At 62.0% G+C, this 19,514-nt stretch carries 14 protein-coding genes and 2 pseudogenes; 2 read left to right on the forward strand and 14 right to left on the reverse strand.

What is annotated here, in order from left to right; all coding sequences use genetic code 11:
* Nucleotides 1-12: 12 nt before the first annotated feature.
* The 10 genes from OKW41_RS28690 to OKW41_RS28735 form a co-directional block, all read right to left on the reverse strand.
* Nucleotides 13-255, reverse strand: a complete 243-nt coding sequence (locus OKW41_RS28690; RefSeq protein ID WP_429574718.1) for a hypothetical protein — start codon at nt 253-255, stop codon at nt 13-15.
* A 108-nt stretch (nt 256-363) separates the two neighbouring features.
* Nucleotides 364-759 carry a PepSY domain-containing protein gene (locus OKW41_RS28695; protein ID WP_429449254.1) on the reverse strand — a complete coding sequence of 132 codons (396 nt, stop codon included), beginning with the start codon at nt 757-759 and terminating at the stop codon, nt 364-366.
* Nucleotides 760-1,331: 572 nt separating this feature from the next.
* Complete coding sequence (locus OKW41_RS28700; protein ID WP_429574719.1) at nt 1,332-1,580, reverse strand: hypothetical protein; 249 nt, start codon at nt 1,578-1,580, stop codon at nt 1,332-1,334.
* Between the two features lie 101 nt (nt 1,581-1,681).
* Nucleotides 1,682-3,133, reverse strand: a complete 1,452-nt coding sequence (locus tag OKW41_RS28705; protein WP_429449258.1) for a sensor histidine kinase — start codon at nt 3,131-3,133, stop codon at nt 1,682-1,684.
* Entirely contained in the window at nt 3,114-3,788 is a 675-nt protein-coding gene (locus tag OKW41_RS28710) for a response regulator (RefSeq protein ID WP_429449260.1), read from the reverse strand. The genes OKW41_RS28705 and OKW41_RS28710 overlap by 20 nt, the downstream gene beginning before the upstream one ends.
* 819 nt (nt 3,789-4,607) lie before the next feature.
* Nucleotides 4,608-4,883, reverse strand: coding sequence for a hypothetical protein (locus OKW41_RS28715; RefSeq protein WP_429449262.1), 276 nt, complete (start codon nt 4,881-4,883; stop codon nt 4,608-4,610).
* A gap of 233 nt (nt 4,884-5,116) precedes the next feature.
* The gene (locus tag OKW41_RS28720; RefSeq protein WP_429574720.1) at nt 5,117-5,413 is read right to left on the reverse strand and encodes a hypothetical protein; all 297 of its coding nucleotides are present in this window, start codon (nt 5,411-5,413) and stop codon (nt 5,117-5,119) included.
* A 492-nt stretch (nt 5,414-5,905) separates the two neighbouring features.
* On the reverse strand, nt 5,906-8,959 hold the full coding sequence (locus OKW41_RS28725; protein WP_429574721.1) for an efflux RND transporter permease subunit: 3,054 nt from the start codon (nt 8,957-8,959) through the stop codon (nt 5,906-5,908).
* On the reverse strand, nt 8,956-10,014 hold the full coding sequence (locus OKW41_RS28730; RefSeq protein ID WP_429449268.1) for an efflux RND transporter periplasmic adaptor subunit: 1,059 nt from the start codon (nt 10,012-10,014) through the stop codon (nt 8,956-8,958). The genes OKW41_RS28725 and OKW41_RS28730 overlap by 4 nt, the downstream gene beginning before the upstream one ends.
* On the reverse strand, nt 10,011-11,378 hold the full coding sequence (locus OKW41_RS28735; RefSeq protein WP_429574722.1) for a TolC family protein: 1,368 nt from the start codon (nt 11,376-11,378) through the stop codon (nt 10,011-10,013). Before OKW41_RS28735 ends, OKW41_RS28730 begins: the two co-directional genes overlap by 4 nt.
* A gap of 626 nt (nt 11,379-12,004) precedes the next feature.
* Here OKW41_RS28735 and OKW41_RS28740 point away from each other — a divergent pair.
* A pseudogene (locus OKW41_RS28740) lies at nt 12,005-12,681 on the forward strand (IS3 family transposase); the annotation flags it as partial.
* Between the two features lie 127 nt (nt 12,682-12,808).
* Nucleotides 12,809-12,934: pseudogene (locus OKW41_RS28745) on the forward strand (IS110 family transposase); the annotation flags it as partial.
* On the opposite strand, the gene OKW41_RS28750 reads toward OKW41_RS28745, so the two are convergent.
* The 4 genes from OKW41_RS28750 to OKW41_RS28765 all read right to left on the reverse strand — a co-directional run bounded on the left by OKW41_RS28750 (nt 12,903) and on the right by OKW41_RS28765 (nt 19,339).
* The gene (locus OKW41_RS28750) at nt 12,903-13,178 is read right to left on the reverse strand and encodes a hypothetical protein (protein ID WP_429449272.1); all 276 of its coding nucleotides are present in this window, start codon (nt 13,176-13,178) and stop codon (nt 12,903-12,905) included. The pseudogene OKW41_RS28745 and the gene OKW41_RS28750 overlap by 32 nt on opposite strands.
* 231 nt (nt 13,179-13,409) lie before the next feature.
* Nucleotides 13,410-14,837: an efflux transporter outer membrane subunit gene (locus OKW41_RS28755; protein ID WP_429574723.1), complete on the reverse strand. Its 1,428-nt coding sequence runs from the start codon at nt 14,835-14,837 to the stop codon at nt 13,410-13,412.
* On the reverse strand, nt 14,834-18,061 hold the full coding sequence (locus OKW41_RS28760) for an efflux RND transporter permease subunit (RefSeq protein ID WP_429574724.1): 3,228 nt from the start codon (nt 18,059-18,061) through the stop codon (nt 14,834-14,836). Before OKW41_RS28760 ends, OKW41_RS28755 begins: the two co-directional genes overlap by 4 nt.
* 12 nt (nt 18,062-18,073) lie before the next feature.
* Entirely contained in the window at nt 18,074-19,339 is a 1,266-nt protein-coding gene (locus tag OKW41_RS28765; RefSeq protein ID WP_429576501.1) for an efflux RND transporter periplasmic adaptor subunit, read from the reverse strand.
* Nucleotides 19,340-19,514: the final 175 nt, after the last annotated feature.

The following is a 19,514-nucleotide window of genomic DNA, read 5'->3' on the forward strand; positions in this document are numbered from 1 at the left end:
CCAGCGACTTTCTCATTGTTCTTTTATTTCCTGCTGCCTGGTCTCTTTCGCGTCATTCATCTCCTGCTTCCTGTTCTCACGTTTTTCTTCTTTCATTTCCCGTTTGCTACTCTCGCGTTGATATTTGCTGGCAGGTGTGGCTTGCGGCTGGGAAGCGGTCGCCCCGACGCCCGAAGCAGTCGTGTCAGCGGCCGCCGCAGTGAAAGTCACCGTGGACAATGCCGCGGCAACGATGATTAACAGTAGTCTGCTCATTTCGATTCCTTTCACGAAGCCAGATCAGTTGAGATTCGTGTCGCCGCTCTCCTGGCGGCTTCACGTCGACCGCTCTGCATTGCTAAATATTGATATGTCCGTGGCCGGCTATTTCTCGGTTTTCTCTTCGTCGCTGGCAGTCCCCACGTGCACAACCGCCCCGTTGCCCGCATCGATCTTCACGTCCTTGATGTCGTTGCTGGCGGTCTTGATCTCCACGCTGTACACCAGGTTGCCGTTTTCGTTGTCGAGGGCGACCTTGAGCACGGTTCCGGGTACTTGGGCCAAAGCGGCTGAGGTCGCCCGGGTCGCGTCGATCCTTGCCAGCGCGGCAAGCCGGGCCGCTTCACCCCGTTCCCCTTTCTGCTGGTCCGGCACCTTGATGCTGGACTGATAGGCCGGGGCCTGGGTATGGCCGTCGCCGGCCGCGGATGCGCCGCCAGGCAGTCCGAAGCCCACGGTAAGCGCGCCCAGCACCATACCTAGCCGTTGCTTCCCGTTCATTGTCCATACTCCCTGAGCGAACCGTTTGCGTTGCAAGGCCGACTCGATGCCGATGTCCGTGTCAGCGCTGCGACCGCGAACGGACATCGGCATGCCTGCCCCACAGAGCCTATAGTGGTCGCTCAATCTTGCCCGGATCTTTCCCGAACATTACATCGCGGTAAGGATTGACGGGTGACGGGAAGGAAATGGGCGCTGACCGGTGAAGACGAGGGAAGAGCGTGCGTGAAGACGGATTCAGCGGACCGGTCCCCCGATTCAACTTCGTGACGGTCAATGTGCCACGGCGCGTCAGCATGCTGCGCCTGAACAGGGCGACCGAATGGGCGTTCCTCCCCGACGACGCTCGCACCGCGATCGGTCCGCGCGCGCAGGCTTGCCGCCGCACCGCGCTTGCTCTGATGCAGCTGATTTGACACTGCTGTGTTCCACATCGTGCCAGGACGCGTTCACAGAGAAGCGATTCGCGCTTGCACGGCGCGCAAGGGTAGCGGCCGTTCCGTTGCCCGATGACCCGGACAGTCGACCCCGCACCGGGTGGCGATGTTGCCTGTACCCTCGGTTGGCCCGTGTCACCGTGCGCGGTGACCAATGCCCATCGCCGGTCGGTCGGTTTCCGGCGGAAACACGCACCACGAGCCATCGTCATGTCGAAAGAATACGATGGTCAGTGTGCCGGCCGATCGCGATGTCTCGACTTGTACATAGCGTTTCCGGGTGGAACGCGTGCGACTGAACCGGGTGACGTGAGCAGGCATCGCCGGGCCTGGCGCAAGCCATTTGTCGACCAGCCAGTGCAAGGACTTTTCGCCGATGTTCATCCGCGTCTCCTTCAGAGGTCCTGCGCTGGGACCGGAGTTCGCATACGGGCCCCACAGCAACCATACTGGTTGCTGAATCTTGCCGGGACTTTTCCCGAACGTTACATCCTGGTAAGCGTTGACTGGTCGTTCGGGGGGAACGGGCTCCCGCCGGGAAAGGCGACGGGAAGCGTGACGGTGAAGACGGACCCGGCGCCCAGGTTGCTGGACGCTGTGACGTGGCCCTGGTGCGCTTCGACGACGGCCTTCACGAGGCTAAGGCCCAGTCCCAGGCCACGCTGCGAGCGGCTGCGATCGCCTCGAAACAGCCGGTCCCAGCTTTTCGATAGCTCGTCGGGCGTCATGCCGATGCCGGTGTCCGCGACGCGGATCACCAGCGTGTTCTGCGAAGCGTCGGCCTGCACCTCGACCCGGCCGCCCGCCGGTGTGTATTTGATGGCGTTGTCCAGCAGATTTCCCATGACCTGGCGAAGGCGGCTGCGGTCCGCTGTCAACCACATGTGCGGCGGTGCGACGATCGAGACGGCAATGGCTTTTTCTTCAGCCACAAGCTGGTAGAGGTCGACGGCATCGGCCAGGAGAGCCGGGATGTCTACCGGTTCCAGGTGCAATTTGAGCGTGCCCGTTTCTGCCTCGGAAATGTCCATCAACGTGTTCAGCATCTGAAGCAGTTGATCCGATTCTTCCATGCAGTCCGCCAGCGCCTCCCGGCAGCTATCCGGGTCGCGCTCCGAGCGCAGCGCGATTTCCGCGATGCCACGGATGCGGGCCACCGGCGTGCGCAAATCATGGGCGACGTTGTCAAGCGCGTTGCGCATGCCCAGGATCAACGTCGCAATCTTGTTCAGCATCCTGTTGAACAGCTTGCCGAGTTCGTCCAGTTCGTCACCGCTCTCGCGGACCGGCACCCGCGCCTCCATGGCCCCTGCCTCAATCGCATGGACGGCCTGAATGAGTTGGCGAACCGGCCGCAGGGATCGTCGCGCGAGAAACACCCCGCCGAACACGCCGACAACAACCATCGGGACCATGACACCGGCGACGATCCGCCCAAAGCTCTCGAGGACGCTGTCACGCTGCTCGGTGCTTTTGCCGACCTGCAGAACGCCGCCGTCGGGCAGACGGGTGCTGGCAATCTCGAGAACCGCCTCATCATCTTGTGCCGGCACACGGATCAGATCGCCGGGACCGGCGAGCGGTGTGCGCTCGAGCCGGCTCACGTCGAACGCCGCCCACTGATCCGGGATCTGAAGGAAGACCGTCGTATTGCGTGGTCCGGCAATGCGGATAAAGAACGGCTTTGACTTCCGTAGCCGGGTCTCCAGCGCCAGTTCCTTTTTCAGGCCGGCGAGGTCGCTTGCCTGATATTGGGCGGCCAGTTGGCGAAGCCGCTGCTCGACGTCGTCGCGATCATGCTGTTGCAGCGTGGAGGCGAGCAGGAAATAGGCGAGCGCGAAAAGCAAGGTGGTGCTGAGAATGAAGCACGCCGAATACCACAGCGCGAGTCGAAAGCTGATCGTCTTGCGGAGGGGATCAAGGGCCTTTAAGAACATACCCCACTCCCCGGATGGTATGAATCATCTTCACCGGAAAATCACGATCAACCTTGTTGCGCAGGCGGCAGACCAGCACGTCGACCACGTTGGTCTGTGGCTCGAAGCTGTAATCCCACACGTGCTCCAGGATCATCGTCTTCGACACCGGGCGGTTCGCATTGCGCATCAGGTACTCGAGCAGGGACAGTTCACGCGGCTGCAGATCGAGCCTGTGGTCCCCCCGCGATACTTCACGTGCGAGCAGATCAAGCGTGAGTTCACCGACGACCAGCCGGGTCGGTTCAGTCGCGCCGGTGGCCCGGCGGATCAGCGCGCCGACGCGCGCCAGCAGTTCAGTCAGTGCAAAAGGCTTGGTCAGGTAGTCGTCGCCCCCCGTCTGGAGACCCTTGACCCGATCATCGACGGTGCGCCTGGCACTGAGGATGATAACCGGTGTGGTGACTTTCTCACGGCGCAGTGTCTCGATGAGCGAGAGTCCGTCCAGTCGGGGCAGCATGATATCGATGACGGCTGCATCATAGGCGGTCGCGAGCGCCAGATCCAGTCCGCTCGCGCCGTCTTCCGCATGGTCGACCGCGAAGCCGGCCTGCTGCAGCGCCGTCACGACAAACGAGCCGATCTTCCGATCGTCTTCAACGACCAGCACGCGCATGATGGTTCTTCCTCGCCGTCCCCGGTCGGGACCTTTTCCGCAGGAGCATTCCGGATCTGCCGGACATTGTACGACTCGAGCGGGTTCGGGGGCGGCAGTGATCGCGTGACGCATTTCAATCTGCCAGTTCATGCCGGCAGGAAGACCGTCCGGACCATCTTGCCCGGTACTTGTGACGGGAGCCGCAGTCGGCATTGCGACGGTCCGGGCGCGGCGTCCATAGCAGCCATGGCGACGGGATCACGATCTGAAAGCCCGTCCGCATTCGACCGTCGCCGATGGGTGCTCCCTCCTGTACTAATCCAAACGCAGTTCTCGATGCCGCACACGGCGCAGGCCCTTTCGACTATCGTAATCACAGGTATCGGCGGTACCGCGATCGGCTACTTCGTTCAGAGCAGGGCGCAGGTCGAGTCGCCACCCAGCAGGATCGCGCTGATTCTCGTCCTCGAGCCCGTATTCGGCGGGCAGTTTGGGTACCTCTGGGTGGCGATCGCTTGAGCACAGCCAATCTGCTCGGCGCCGCTCTGATCCTTTGCGACGGTCGTAACCGAATTCCGTCCGCGCATCCGCGTAGTCTCGAATTTAATAGCCAGCGGCATGAATTGCGCCCGGCTTCGTTTGCAGCATGACTGAGGTTTTTGACCGTTAATATTTCGTTAAACTGGAGAACAGGGTATGCGAGTTACAGCGCCACTATACGGCGCTGTCATGGTTTTTTCGGCATAACTATCCGAGAGGGATCCGCTTTCAGGATCTCGGCCAACAAAGACAGATCCTCATGGGTCGGCGAGGGACTGAGCTTGCGCCCGGCTGCGCTTAGTGAGCGCGAAAGAGAGCGCGCTGGCCTGCCGCAGCCTGCCGGCCGCCCGATTGGGACAATGCTGCATCCACGCCGCCATAGCCGCCAATGTTTGCAGTTGCAGCGTTGTTGCGCCTGGCTGCTACGGTCAGCGCGCTTGGTCCGCGCTGAGACGCGGGAGCGCCGACGCCGGGACGGTAGAACGGAGCCGGACCATAACCGCTGGCAAAGGCCGGGGCAGCAATCGATGGGGAAAGTGCGAAGAGAACTGCGGCGATAAGCCTAGTTTTCATGATATGACTCCGATCGAAATTGAATAAAGAGGGCGCTGCGACTGTTTGCCATTGATCGCATCAACAGGTTCTTTCTCGGTCAAGCGGATAGAAGGACCGGCAATTGACAAACGGCGTGCAGCAGCGCGGGAGAGGGTAGTTCAATATTTTTGAGGGACGCCTCCCAGGCAGGTTGTGACTGTCTTGACGAGCGCGGACCGCCCGCCCGCCCGTGCCGTCCGCCACGGTCGTTTTCAGGAGCAGTGCACCCTCGGTGCGGTGGCCGGCGACGGATAATCGTTTTTGCTGTGTTGTGCACTGCTCAGGCGCGCGGTCGCATCGATTTGAGCTTCGTTGCGCTCCCGCCGGGTCAGCGTCTGGCCGGTAGCTTGCTGCGCGAGGGCGGCCGGCTCGTTCACGGCACACACCACCTGCTTGCTGTCGCGCAAATGGACCGTCGTCGTATAGCTGGTTGAGGGAGTCGCGAATGCAGCGCCGGCGGTTGTTCCAAAGAGCACAATGGCGACTGCAAGATGAGAGATGTGACGCATGATGAATCCTCCGTACGGAGCGGCGATGTGCCGCGTCAAAATGAATTGTCGAGTGGCTACGTTCGCCACGTGGTACCGCTGACAGGTACCGGCAAGACGGCCCAACAGAATTCATATTGGCCCCTGAACGTTGCCGGGATCTTTCCCGAACGTTACATCCAGGTAAGGATTGGCGAATTGGGTTTTGCCGCAATAAGGCAGTCCGGTATGCAAAATTCGCGCGTCTTGATCGGCCTCGTAACGCAATGGGCCCGAAGTCAGCAGTCAAGCTATCTTGTTGGCCGGGAGCGGCGAGGCGATTTCTTTGCGCTGATCGTCCTCCAGGTCGCGACGAAACAGCTAATACTCACTCTCTCCTGGGTAGCGCCCATCCCCCATGACATTCCTGATGACGTGGGTGCCCAGTTTTTTCCAAACTCCGTAAACCCAGGAGTTCGACCGTGCTGCTTTCCGCTTCTTCGTTCCCCTTGTAAATGTGCTCCTCGCGAGCGCTCAGTCCCGTTCCAACAGGCGGTTCATCGAAGCGTAGAGGGCGGGCATCAGCAGCAACACTAGCGGCACCGCCACGATGAGGCCAGCAATGATGGCGATGGCGAGTGGCTTCAGCATCCCCGATCCAGCGCCGAGCCCCAACGCTAGCGGCGACAAGGCCAAAATGGCGATGATGGCGCTCATCAGGATCGCGCGCATGCGACCAACGCCGGCATCAATCAATGCCTCAGGCCCCGGTCGCGTTGCCACATCAAGCTCGTCAAAGTAGAAGATGGCGATTTCGGTGACCATGCCAACGATCATTGTCATGCCCATCATCGCCGAGATATTGCGCTCGGTACCCGTGAGCCAGAGCCCCACGAACACGCCCGTGAGGGTGAGCAAAGTCGTTGCGAGTATGCTTATAACGACAGTGAGCCGCTCATACAGGAACAGCAGCAAGACGGATACGAGCAGTACCGCGGCGACGAACACGATGAGCAGATCGTGGGATGATTTCTGCTGCTCTTTATACAGACCGCCATATTTCAATTGCACGCCGCCAGGAAGTTGCAGCTTGCCGAGGGCGGTCTTGACGTCCTGCACGGTCGAGCCCAGGTCGCGCCCTACGATGCGCGCCGTGACCGCCACCATCTGCCGGGAATTTTCACGAGTGATTTGCGGCTGCCCGACGGCGATCTTTATTTGCGCCACGCGTTTCAAGGGCAGGTAATGCCCATCGGGCGCCTGCAGCAGTGTATTCTGCAGTAGCGAAATTCGCTCGCGCAGGCGCTGGGGCGTCCAGATCCGCACGCCGATGATCTTCTCTTTGGACTGTATCTGACTCGTCACATTGCCGCCGAGCTGGTCCTGAATCTGGCCGGTGATCGACTTTTCATCCAATCCTTCGAGCGCCGCCTTGACCCGATCGATCTCGATGTCGATAGCGTCTCCCGCTATCACGATGCCATTCTTCACCTCCACTACGCCGGACACCTTGGAAATCTCTGCGGCAATTCTGGATGGCAGGCTCTTTAAGACACTCACATCGCTACTGAATATCTTTATCTCAATGGGTTGGGGAACCGCGGTCAAATCGCCAATTAAATCCTCGACCAGTTGCGAGGTTTCGATCTGCAGTCCCGGCACGTCTTGCTGCACCTGCTGGCGTACTTCCGACATGATCGCGTCGATCCCACGGCTACGCCTGACGGTGAGATGAATGAAAAAGTCGCCCGCGTTCGCTTCCGTAAGGCCGCCGCCAAGCTGCAACCCGGTGCGGCGCGAATAGCTGTCCACCTCCGGCACTTTCGCAATGATCTGCTCTACCTGGCGCAGCAAGCGATCGGTTTCCGTTAGGGAAGTCCCGGGCGCGGCCTTGTAATCGAGGATGAATCCTCCTTCGTCCATGTGCGGCAGGAAGCCTGAACCGACCTGCGTATAAGCGAAAAAACCGGCGATGCACAGTAGCGCGACAATCGGTAATGCCCATAGCGGACGCGTGAGAAGCCCGCCCATCAAGACTCTGTAGCGGGCCTCGAGCCAGTGCATGATGTACTGCTTTCTTGTCTTGGGCTGAGCTCCTGCCAGCAAGAACTCGCCCAGCAGCGGCACCACGAAAAAGGCCACAAAAAAGGAAATGAACAGCGCCGAGGCCATGGTCAGCGCTAACGCCTTGAAGAACCCGCCTGCGACGCCGCTCAGGAAAGCCAGCGGCAGGAAGATCACCGTAGTCGCCAGCGACGAACCCAATAACGGGCGGCTCATTTCCATGGCGCCCCTGAGCACCGTATCGCGACGCGTTACGCTATTCTTCTCCAGATCTTTCCCCAACTGCGGCTCTTGTTTCAGCCGGCGCATGATATGTTCCAGCATCACGACGCCATCATCGACGATGAGCCCGACCGCCGCGGCCATACCGCCCAGAGTCATCATGTCTAAATTCATGTTTAGCATGTGAAGGAGCAAGATGGCAGCGGCCAGGACCGTCGGCAGCATCAGCGCGATGATCAGGGTGACGCGCCAATTCCACAAAAACAGGAACAGCACAGCGGCGGCGAAAATCGCGCCGATGGCGATCGCATCGCGCACGCTTTTTTCGGAAGCCAGCACCAATTTCGATTGATCGTAATAAGGCTTGATCTGAATGTCGGCGGGAACGGTGAAAGCGGCCACAGCCGCCTTCACTTCCTGAGTGATGGCGACGGTGTTCGCGCCTGGCTGCTGGAACACATTGACCAGCACCGCATCGCTGCCGTTGGCGGTCACGGTCGTCCATTCGGGGACTGTGTCGCGCCGCACGTCTGCAACGTCCCCCAGCGTGACGACGCCGTTGCTGCCGCTGCGCAGAATGGTGTGCCGGATATCGTCGAGGCCGCGCAAGGGCGTGCTCGACAAAAGCAGATAAAGCCGGTACTGATCCTCGAGCCGGCCGACCGCGGTCACGACATTGCTCGCGGAAAGCGCGGTGACCACGCTATTGATCGAAATCCCGAGTGCGCGCAGCCGTGCAGGGTCGACCTGCACATGATATTCCTCTTGCCTGCCGCCCAGCGTATCCACGTTCGCGACGCCGGACACCGTGGATATTTCGCGACGCAGTTGATAATAGGCAAAATCGCGCAGGCTGACCAGATCGCGCGTCTTCGAAGTGAGTGCCAAACCCAGCACAGGAAATACGGTGGGGTCCAGCCGCCGGGCGGTGAATTTGGTTTCGCGCGGCAAGTTGGGCAACAGCTTGTTCACCGCTGACTCCGCCTGGACGAGTGCAGTGATCATGTCGGTGCCCCAAGCAAAGTTCACCGAGATCTCCGCCGAGCCCCGGCTGCTCGTGGAGCGTATGTCCTGCACGCCCGGCACGCCTCTCAACGCCTGTTCCAGGGGCTGGGTGACTTCCAGGATCATGCGATCGACCGGCCGGTCGCCGGCATCAACGCCGACAATGATGCGCGGAAACTGAATGTTGGGGAACAGCGCAACCGGCAGGCTGAACGCCGCGAAACCACCGCCCAGGGCGAGCAGAACGGTCACTATTAGCAGCGACCGGCGGTGCTGCTGCAGCCACGCGCCAATCATTTTTGCGGCTCCGTGTGCAATGCCATGCCGGCTGTCAATTCGGCATTGCCGACTGTGACGACGCTTTGTCCCGCGACGAGCCCTTTGCGGATCTCGATGACTTTCCCATTGTCCTCACCGGTTTCCACCGGACGCTCCCTGGCGTGCCCGTGATCATCCACAAATACATATGACTTGCCTTGCTGGGAGAGCACGGCGGAGCGCGGTACCACGAGTGCGTGCGGATTCGCTTCGACAACGATTTCCGCCCGCACCATCGCACCGGGAAGCAAGCCATGCGCCCGTGGCAAGGGGATCACCGCGTCCGCCAGGCGAGTCGTTGGATCGATTTGCCGATAGATCTTCTCTACGGTGCTCGATATCGGCGTTTCCGCCGAGTTGATCGGAACCACTTCGACGCGTTGACCGATGTGGATCCGCGCGAGATCGTCCTGCTCCAAGCCTAGTTTGACGCGTAAGCGATCGCGGTTGCCGATGGTGACCAGAGGCGCGCCTGGCGCCACCACTTGCCCGACCTGCACAGTGACGGTCTGCACGGTTCCCGCTACATTGGCCCGCACCACATGCGGTCCACCTCCTTCATGGCGCCGGGCGATGTTGGCGAGCGCCACCTCTGCCGTAGCGAGATACTTCTCGGCGGCTTGCACGTCGGTGTTGGTTGCGAGTTGCCGCTGGCGAAGATCATCCAGGCGCTGCACCTCCTTGTGCGCGAACTGCACTTCGATCCGTGCTTTATCAAGTTCGAGGCGGGCGTTGGCACTGGGTTCCAATGTAAGCAGACTGTCGCCTCTGCTCACCGGCTGTCCCACGGCGACCAACAGTTGCGTCACGACTTCCTCCGCTTGCACGCTTATTCTGCGCGCGCCGTCGGGGGAATATTCCACGGTGCCGTAAGCCGTAAGGGTCCTGGTAATCGGCGCGAGTTTCGCGGCCGTCACCATGACCCGCACGGGCGGCGGGCTTGCCGCGGACTGCGCCTGGTTGGCATCGGCAGTCTTGCCGCTGCAGCCCATGCAGAGCAGCGCAGCGCCGATTATGGCGATTGCTATCCTCATCGAGCGCTCTCCTGGGAACGCCACGGCGCACCCGTGGCGAGCTGCAGCGCTATCCGCTCTTCCGATGCCGCCTGTTCAAGACTGGAAAGCTTGAGCCGCTTGTCGAGCAAGCTCGCGCGCACCGTTTCGTAGTTGATCAGGGTCACGTCGCCGCTGTCCACGCCGCCTCGCATGCGCTGCTCTGCGCGCTGAAGTTCCGGCAACTGGTTCTGCAGCGGCACCATCTCCCGATCGATCCGTTCCAGATCGGCGACCAGCGCCGCGATATCCGCTCGCGTCTTGTAAAGCCTGGCAAGGTACTCCACATAGAGCTGCTCGCGGGTCGCGCGGGCAACGGCAATAGTCCCCCGGTTGCCGTTGAAGACCGGTAGCGTCATGCTGATGCTGAAACCGATTGTGGTGACATCACCGGTGTCGCGTGCACGATTCAAGCCCAGGTTGATCTGTGGAAAACGGGCCAGCAAATCCTTATACAACTGGTTTTCCTGCGCCGCGTAGCCGGCGCGCAAGGCGATGAGATCGAGTCGTTGATCTCGCGCCGTATCAAATAGCGCCTGGGCATCCAAATGCGGCCGCACGGAAATCGGTCTGGCCGCTACGACCAATCGCTCCGACGGCGGCAGCCCGAGATCCTGGTTCAATTCCTGACGGGCTTTTTCCAGCTCCCGCGTCAAGGCGAGCGTTCGATCCTGCGCATCGAGATAAGCCACTTGGCGCAGGGCGAATTCATCGATCTTGATATCGTGTCGCTGAAGATTGTGCCGGCTGATTTCGCATAGCTGCGCCGCGGTAGCCGCTGCATCGCGGGCCAGGCGTTCCTGTATTTGAAGATACGTCACCCGCTCGGCAAGCAGCCAGGCATGGTTGGCGATCATCCATTCGTTCCAGGCCACGTCATTACGCACCGCGGATAGTTTGGCCACGGCGATTCGCTCGCTGGCCCGACGGGTAATGAGGCTGAGGATGTCCCAGTTCAGGCCGAGATTGTAGGCATTGACCAGACCGGGCTGCCGACTCGTTGGAAGAGAGAGACCTAGCGCGAGCTGTGGGTCAGGTAGTAAGCCCGCATCGAACACCTGCGCTTCTGCAACCCCTTCCTTGGCGCGCAGGGCCTTGAGATCGGGGTTGATCAGCACGGCGATTACGGCGAGTTCATCGCCGGTCAAGGGTCTGGAGAAGTCGAGCGTGATGGGGGCGATGCGCGGGTGGCGGATTTGCTCGGCCTTGCTCACCAACATTGTCTTGTCGGATTCCGACAAGACCGCATCGGGCAGCGGGGGAATTTCAGAGAGGGGTTTGGGCTGGTAGGTAACGCAGCCAGACACCATGTTGGCAAGAGCGAATAGAAAGACATAAATTCTCATGGCATCTGTCCCGCCAACTTTTTGAGGTCGTGTCCCTGCGCACGGTGCAGGTCCACAGCTCATCGTCTGCCAAATTTGCCTGCCGCCCATTGTCGACACTCCAGAGCGCACCGTTTATGTTGCGGGGCGGATCCGCTGTGGAGATCCGTTCGCGGCACGTCGTACCTGTTGACGGAGGACCCACATGCCGGTCTCACGAAAGTCATATTGGCCGGTCAACGTTGCCAGAACCTTGGCCGAACGTTACATCCGGGTAAGGTTGAGCAGATTGCCCGGCGACAATGGGCCCTCGCCCTCGCTATTTACACGCGACTGGAATAGTTGAAGCCGCAAGCGGGGACCAGCAGGGTCATCGGCGTGTTGAGCCTCACAGGCAACCGGATGTGCGGCACCGCGATCGCCGCATTGCGCTCGACCATGACTGGCACCCCTACCACGACCCTCTGCGCCTTTGGAGGCGCGCCGGTCAATCAGGGATTCGCGATGGACGCCGCGCAATATACCGAGCCGTTCATCGCCCGGGAGACCCATATAGTCCGCGCGGCACCGGGGCACTGCAGGTCGCTTATCCTGGGGGGAGCGGAGGCCAACGCCCATCGGTGAGCGGCTTGCGTGAACTACCGATCGTCTACGGAGCGGATAAAGTCTGGAAGCAGATGAACCGGGAGCATATCGCGGTGGTTCGCTGCACGGTCGAACGGCTGATGAAGCAACTGGGTTTGCGTGGCGTAATGCGAGGGCAAACGTGTTCGCACGACCATTGCCGATGCGGCGGCCGCGCGCCCGCTGGATCGGGTCAACCGGCAGGTCAGGGCAGACCGGCCAAACCAGCTCCGGGTTTTTGATTTCACCTATGTCTCGACGTGGTAGGGCTGGCTCTACGTGGCGTTCGTGATCGACGTGTTTGCCCGACGGATTGTCGGTTGGTGCGTCAGTTCGTCGATGACTAGAGGCTTCGTTCTGGATGCACTTGAACAGGCACTTTATGCGCGGCGCCCAGGCGGCGATGGAACGTTGATACATCACTCCGACAGAGGCTCAATACGTTAGCATTCGCTATAGCGAGCGACTGGCTGAAGCGGGCATCGAGCCCTCGGTTGGTAGCAGTGGCGACAGTTACGACAACGCACTGGCCGAGACAATCAACGGTTTGTACAAGGCCGAACTGATTCATCGCCGCGCCTGGAAAACACGCGAGTCCGTCGAGTTGGCAACGCTGGAATGGGTGGCCTGGTTCAATCATCATCGATTGATGGAACCCATCGGCTACATCCCGCCTGCTGAAGTTGAGGCAATGAAATGAACGTCTCCCAACCCTGCGATCCGCCAGGGTAAGCCCGGATGCAGACGGATCCTCACGAGCCGACGGCATCAGAGTGCCCAAGATGGAAGATCATGAAGGTCTTCACAGGCAAATCGGAGGATCCGCCCTGCAGCTTACGCCAGTTGGAGTTGACATAGCAAAGTCAGTGTTTCAGGTGCACCACGTGGACCTCGAAACAGGGGAGATCGTGAACAAGGCGATTAAGCGCGTCGGATTTCTGGAGTACTTCGCCACGGCTTGAACGTCACGCCGGCAATCGACTGCGACGGGCTCTCGACCTGGAACGTCTGCGCGGCCTCGGGAACGTTGGCCATGATGTCGGCGACCTGACGGCCGAACGCCTCCTTTTGCTGCAGCGTCGCGTCCGGCGCGGAAGTCGGCTGCAGAATGACGACCCCTTGATCCTCTTGCGGTGCGAGTTCGCTGTCGGCACTTGTGTAGAGGAAATAGACCGAAACCGCTGCTCGCAACCGCACGCGCAACAGCCTCATCGTTCAGGCGCAGATCGCCACTTTATTTTGAGATGGCGAGTGTTGACGATTGCCGTCAGGGAGGTAACGGCGGCACATACGGCAGGGACGATAGGTCAGCCCTCCCGGGAACGACCCATCGTCCGTACTCTCACGCTCTGTGCATTTTTCGAGTAATCAAGGTTGCCTGGTACATCGGATCGGCGTTCCCTTGATGTCGATTTATGGGACGTATGGCTACTGCTGCGCCACGGCGCTCGTTTCCGACCAGCCGCCGCCCAGCACCTTGTACAGCGTGATCAGGTTCGACTGCCTGGCGAGCGTGTCCGTCGCAAGCTGCTGTTGCGCACTGTAGAGCGTGCGCTGGGCGTCGAGCAAGGTCAGGAAACTGTCGGTCCCGGCCCGGTAGCGTGCCTGCGCGAGATCGTAGTACTGCTGCGCCGAGTTCGCGTAGTCGCGGTCCGCGGCCACTTGCGATACGTAGGTCGTGCGCCCCGCAAGCGCGTTGGACACTTCCTTGAACGCCGTCTGGATGGCCTTTTCATAGTTGGCGATGTCGATGTCCTTCTCTACCTTCGCGACGTCGAGCGAGGCCCGGTTGTAGCCGAAGTCCAGGATCGGAACCGAGATGGACGGCGCAAAGGTCCACGCGCCCGTGCCGGCCTTGAAGAGATTCGAGAGGCTGCTGCTGGTGCTGCCCGCCGACGCCGTGAGCTCGATCTTCGGAAAGAACGCGGCGCGTGCCGCGCCAATGTTCGCGTTGGCGCCCTTGAGCGTGTGCTCGGCCTCGACGATGTCGGGGCGGCGCGTGAGCAGATCCGATGGCACGCCTTCACCGATGTCCGCGAGCGTGTTCTCGTTCTCCATCAGCGCGGGACCCTGGGGCAGATCGGCGGGCAGCGGCGCGCCAATTTCCGCGACGAGGTTGTTGCGGTCCTGTGCCACTGCGCGCGTGTAGGAGGCGAGGCTCGCACGCGCGGCGGCAAGCGAGTTTTCGGCCTGGCGCACGTCCTGCATCGATGCACTGCCCATCTTCATCATGCTGACCGTCAGATCGTAGGTGTGCTGGTCCGCATCCACCGTGTCTTGCGTGATCTGCAGCAGGGCTTCGTCTGAGTGTAGTTGCAGATAGTCGGTGGCGACCGTCGCGATCAGGCTGATCTGCGTGCTCGTGCGGGCGGCGTCCGTGGCGAGGTATTGCTCGAGCGCCTGGCGTTTCAGGCTGCGCAGGCGGCCGAAGAAGTCGATTTCCCACGACGTGAGGCCCACGCTCGCGCTGCTCGAGCTATACGCGCTGGTGGAGCCTTCCCAGCGTTCGCGCGTGACCGACCCCGACGCGCTGATGGTCGGACCGATGTTGGCGCGCGCGATGCGGTACTGCGCCTCGTACTCGGCCACGTTCAGTGCGGCCACGCGCATGTCGCGATTGTTCGCGAGCGCGAGTTCGATCAGTTTCTGCAGGCACGGGTCCTTGAAGAAGTCGCGCCAGCCGAGGTCAGCGGCGAGCGGGGCAGCGGTGGCCGCCGTTGCCGCTTTCGACTGCGCCGGCGCGGGCGCGGTGGACCACGTGCTATCGACGGGCGCCGACGGGCGTTGCCAGGCCGGGTCCAGCGAACAGGCGCCGAGCGCGGCGGCGCACAGAAGGGCGATCAGTGTGCGTTTCATGCGTTGCCCTCGTTGGTTTCGGCCGCATCCATGGTGTGGCCGTGTTCCTTGAACAGTCTGCGTACCACGACGAAGAAGACAGGTACGAAGAAGATGGCGAGTACCGTGGCGGCGATCATGCCGCCCGTCACGCCCGTGCCGATCGCATGGCGCGCGCTGGCGCCGGCGCCCGTGCTGATAACGAGCGGCAGCACGCCGAACACGAACGCGAGCGAGGTCATGAGGATGGGGCGCAGGCGCATATGGGCGGCTTCGAGCACGGCGTCGACGAGGCTGTGTCCCTGCGCCTGAAGGTCCTTGGCGAACTCGACGATCAGAATCGCGTTCTTCGTGGAGAGTCCGATGGTGGTCAGCAGCCCCACCTTGAAGTAGATGTCGTTGGAGAGTCCGCGTCCATGCGCGGCGAGCAGCGCACCGAGCACGCCGAGCGGTACGACGAGCAACACCGCGAGCGGGATCGACCAGCTTTCGTAAAGGCCCGCGAGACACAGGAATACGATGACGAGCGAGATCGCGTAGAGCATCGTGGCCTGGGAGCCGGCCTGCTTCTCCTGGTAGGACTGTCCCGTCCATTCCACGGCGAAGCCGGGCGGCATTTTGCGGGCGAGTTGTTCGACCGCGTTCATCGCTTCGCCGGTGCTCACGCCGGGCCGCGTGGCGGCTGAAATGCCCGTGGCGAGTTGCCGGTTGTAGCGCTCGATCTGCGGCGGCCCGAACGTCCAGTGGCTCTTCGCGAACGACGAGAACGGCGCCATGGTGGAGTCGTAGCCTGTGGTGTTGCTACTGGTGCTCGTGGTGGTGGTTGTCGAAGACGACGAAGACGAAGACGAAGACGAAGACGAACTCGACGAGGTACTGCTCGCCTTCACATACCAGTCGCCGAGATCGGTGGGCATCATGCGATACGGCGCATCCGACTGCACGTAGACCTTCTGCACACGCCCCGTGTCGATGTAGTTGTTCACGTAGGACGAACCGAACGCGGTCTGCAACGTGTCGTTGACGTCCGAGATGGAAAGCCCGAGCGCGTTGGCCTTTTCGCGGTCGATATCCACCTGCAACTGCGGCGTATCTTCGAGGCCGGACGGGCGCACCATCGCGAGCGTGGGATCCTTCGACGCCATGCCGAGGAACTGGTCGCGCACCGTGAGGAGCTTGTCGTGCCCGGCGCCGCCGCGGTCTTCTATCTCCAAGTCGAGGCCGCTCTGCGTCCCGAGTTCCTGAATGGCGGGCGGATTCAGCACGAAGATCTGCGCATCGCGGTTCGCCGCGAAATGCTGGTTGGCGCGCGCGATGATGGCCTGCGCGCTGTCATGAGAGCCCCGCTGGCTCCAGTCCTTGAGGCTCACGAAGGCGATGGCGTTGTTCTGCCCCTGGCCGTTGAAGCTGAAACCGTTGATGGCGATGACCTGCTTGACACCCGGTTCGTCGTTCAGCACGTAGTGCTCGACTGCCTCCACCGTCTTCAGCGTGCGCGAGGCCGGGGTGCCCGCGGGCGCGCTGATCGACACGATGAAGTAGCCCTGGTCTTCGTCGGGCAGGAACGAGGAGGGCAGCGTGACGTAGAGCAACGCCACGATGCCGGCGATCACGCCGTAGACGAGCATGTAGCGCGTGGGCTTCGCGACCACGCGGGCGAGCGAGCTGCTGTAGCCCGCATTGCTTTTGGTGAACCAGCGGTTGAACCAGCCGAAGAAGCCGCGCTTCTCGTGATGTTCCACGTCGGCACGCTTGAGCAGCGTGGCGCACAAGGCCGGCGTGAGCGTGAGCGCGAGCATCACCGAAAGCAGCATCGCGGAGACGATCGTGATGGAGAACTGCCGGTAGATCGCGCCGGTGGAACCCGAGAAGAACGCCATCGGGATGAACACCGCGGTGAGCACCGTGGTCACGCCGATCAGCGCGCCCGTGATCTGGCCCATCGCCTTGTGCGTGGCTTCCTTCGGTTCGAGTTTCTCCTCGATCATGATGCGTTCGACGTTTTCCACCACGACGATCGCGTCGTCCACGAGCAGGCCGATGGCGAGCACCATCGCGAACATCGAAAGCACGTTGATCGAAAAGCCGATCATCGACATCACGCCGAACGTGCCGAGCAGCGCCACCGGCACCACGATGGTGGGAATCAGCGTGGCGCGCACGTTCTGCAGGAACAGGTACATCACGAGGAACACGAGCACGACGGCTTCGAACAGCGTCTTCACGACCTCTTCGATCGAGATGCGCACGAACGGCGCGGTGTCGTACGGATAACTGAGCGCCACGTCCTTCGGCAACTGCGGCTGGAGTTCGGCAAGCTTCGCACGAACCGCGTTTGCGGCCTGCAGCGCGTTGGCGCCGGTGGCGAGCTTGATGGCAAGTGCCGCCGCGGGCTTGCCGTTCAGGCGCGACGAGGTCTCGTAGCTGTCGCCGCCCACCTCGACCCGCGCGACATCCTTGATCAGCACACGGGAGCCGTCGCTGTTCACGCGCAGCAGAATGTTGGCGAACTGGTCGGCGGTGGTGAGCAGGCTCGATGAGCGGATGGTCGCGTTGATGGCCTGCGAGTCCGTTGCGGGCGCGCCGCCCACCTGGCCGGTGGTGAGCTCGACGTTCTGATTGGTGATCGCCGTGGTGACGTCCGAGGCCGTGAGGCCGTAGCTGCGCAGCTTCACCGGGTTGAGCCAGATGCGCATGGCGTGCTGCGCGCCGAACAGCGTGACGTCGCCCACGCCGTTGAGCTGCGAGAGCGGATCTTCGATCTGGGTGGCGATGATGTTGCCGAGATCCACTGAATTCCAGGTGCCGCCCGGCGACGAGAGCGCGACGATCATGAGGTAGTTCGTCGATGCCTTCGCCACCTGCACGCCTTGTTCCTGCACGGTCTGGGGCAAGGTGGGCGTGGCCTGCGTCACCTTGTTCTGGACTTGCACCTGCGCAATGTCGGGGTTCGTGCCGGGATTGAACGTCAACGTGATGGTGCCCTGCCCCGCGGAACTGCTCGTGGAGGACATGTACAGCACGTTGTCGATGCCGCTCAGCTTCTGCTCGATTACCTGGGTGACGGTTGCCGCCACGGTGTCGGCTGAGGCGCCGGGGTAGGTCGCCGTGACCTGTACCGAGGGTGGCGCGATGGTGGGGTACTGCTCGACGGGAAGGCTCGTGACCGCGGCGGCACCCACCAGCATGATGACGATGGCGGCGACCCACGCGAGAATCGGACGCTTGATGAAGAACTCTGCCATGTCGTTCTCCGCCTAGCGTTGCGCGGACACGGCCGCGGCCGTGCTTGCTGCTGACGCATCCGATGGTGCATTCGATCCCGTCTGCGACGTATCGGCGACCACCTTGACCGGCGCCCCCGCATGCTCGCTCTGCAAACCGCTCACGATCACGCGGTCACCGGCGTGCAGGCCCGAGGTCACGATCCATTGGTCGCCGAACGCGTTGTCGGCGACCACGGTCGCCTGCTGGGCGTTGCCGGACGCGTCCACGACGTAGACGCTTGCCTTGCCGTCCGACGCGCGTGTTACTGCCATCTGCGGCACGAGTATCGCGTTGTCGTTCTCGCCTTCTTCCAGGCTCGCGCGCACGAACATGCCGGGCAGCAATTCGCGTTCGGGATTCGGGAACGTGCTGCGCAACGTGACCGAACCCGTGGTGGCGTCCACCGTGACGCCGGAGAACTGCAGCGCGCCGGGGTGTGCGTATTCCGTGCCGTCTTCCATCACCAGCGTGACGATGGCGCTGTCGCTGCCGGTCTTCTTCAGACGCCCGGAGGCGAACGCTTTGCGCAGCTTCAGCCATTCCGTGCTGGGGCGCGTGACGTCGAGATACATCTGGTCGAACGCCTGGATCGTGGCGAGCGCGGTGGTCTGGTCCGAGGTGACGAGCGCACCCTCGGTCACGGTCGATGCGCCGATGCGGCCTGAAATGGGCGCCCGCACGCGCGTGTATTCGAGGTTCACGCGCGCGGATTCGAGCGATGCCTCGTCGGCGGTGACATCCGCGGCATCCTCGCGAACGGCGGCAACCGCATCGTCGTAGTCCTGCTTGCTCACGGCGTTGATCTTCACGAGGTCCGTGTAGCGGTCCGCCTTCGTCTTCGCGGAGGCCAGCGTGGCGCGCGCTTTCTCGAGCGTGCCGCGTGCCTGGTCGTAGGCGGCCTGGTAGGTGGCAGGATCGATCTGGTAGAGCACCTGGCCCGCCTTCACGTCGCTGCCTTCCACGAAGAGCCGCTTGAGGATGATGCCGCTCACCTGCGGGCGGACGTCGGAGACCTTCTGCGAGGAAAGCCGGCCGGAGAGCTCGGTGGTCTCTACGATCCGCTGCGGTGCGAGCGTGAGTACGCCCACTTGGGCGGTTTGCGCGGGAAAGCCGGCGGGTGCGCCTGCTTGCCTGTTGCAGCCGGCGGTGCCCAGTATCGCGAGCATCGAGAGTGCTGCAAACAGCCGACGCGGCCTCCAACGCAGGCGGTGCAGGCGGTGGTGCGCATCGTGGATCAGGGTGGTTGGCGTCTTCATCTTTGACCTGTTGGACATCGCAATGCCTCGCAACGCGAGAACGGGACCGCACCGGGCGCCGTGGCGGGAGCCTTAATGGAAGCCGTAGCGGGACCGGGTGCTGGGCAAGGCATAAAGCTACCGATGCCGCATGTTTTCGTGCTTACGGAAACTTACTGTCCAGTGACGCATCAAG

The organism is Paraburkholderia sp. UCT70, from assembly GCF_050434085.1.
Taxonomy (GTDB): domain Bacteria; phylum Pseudomonadota; class Gammaproteobacteria; order Burkholderiales; family Burkholderiaceae; genus Paraburkholderia; species Paraburkholderia tuberum.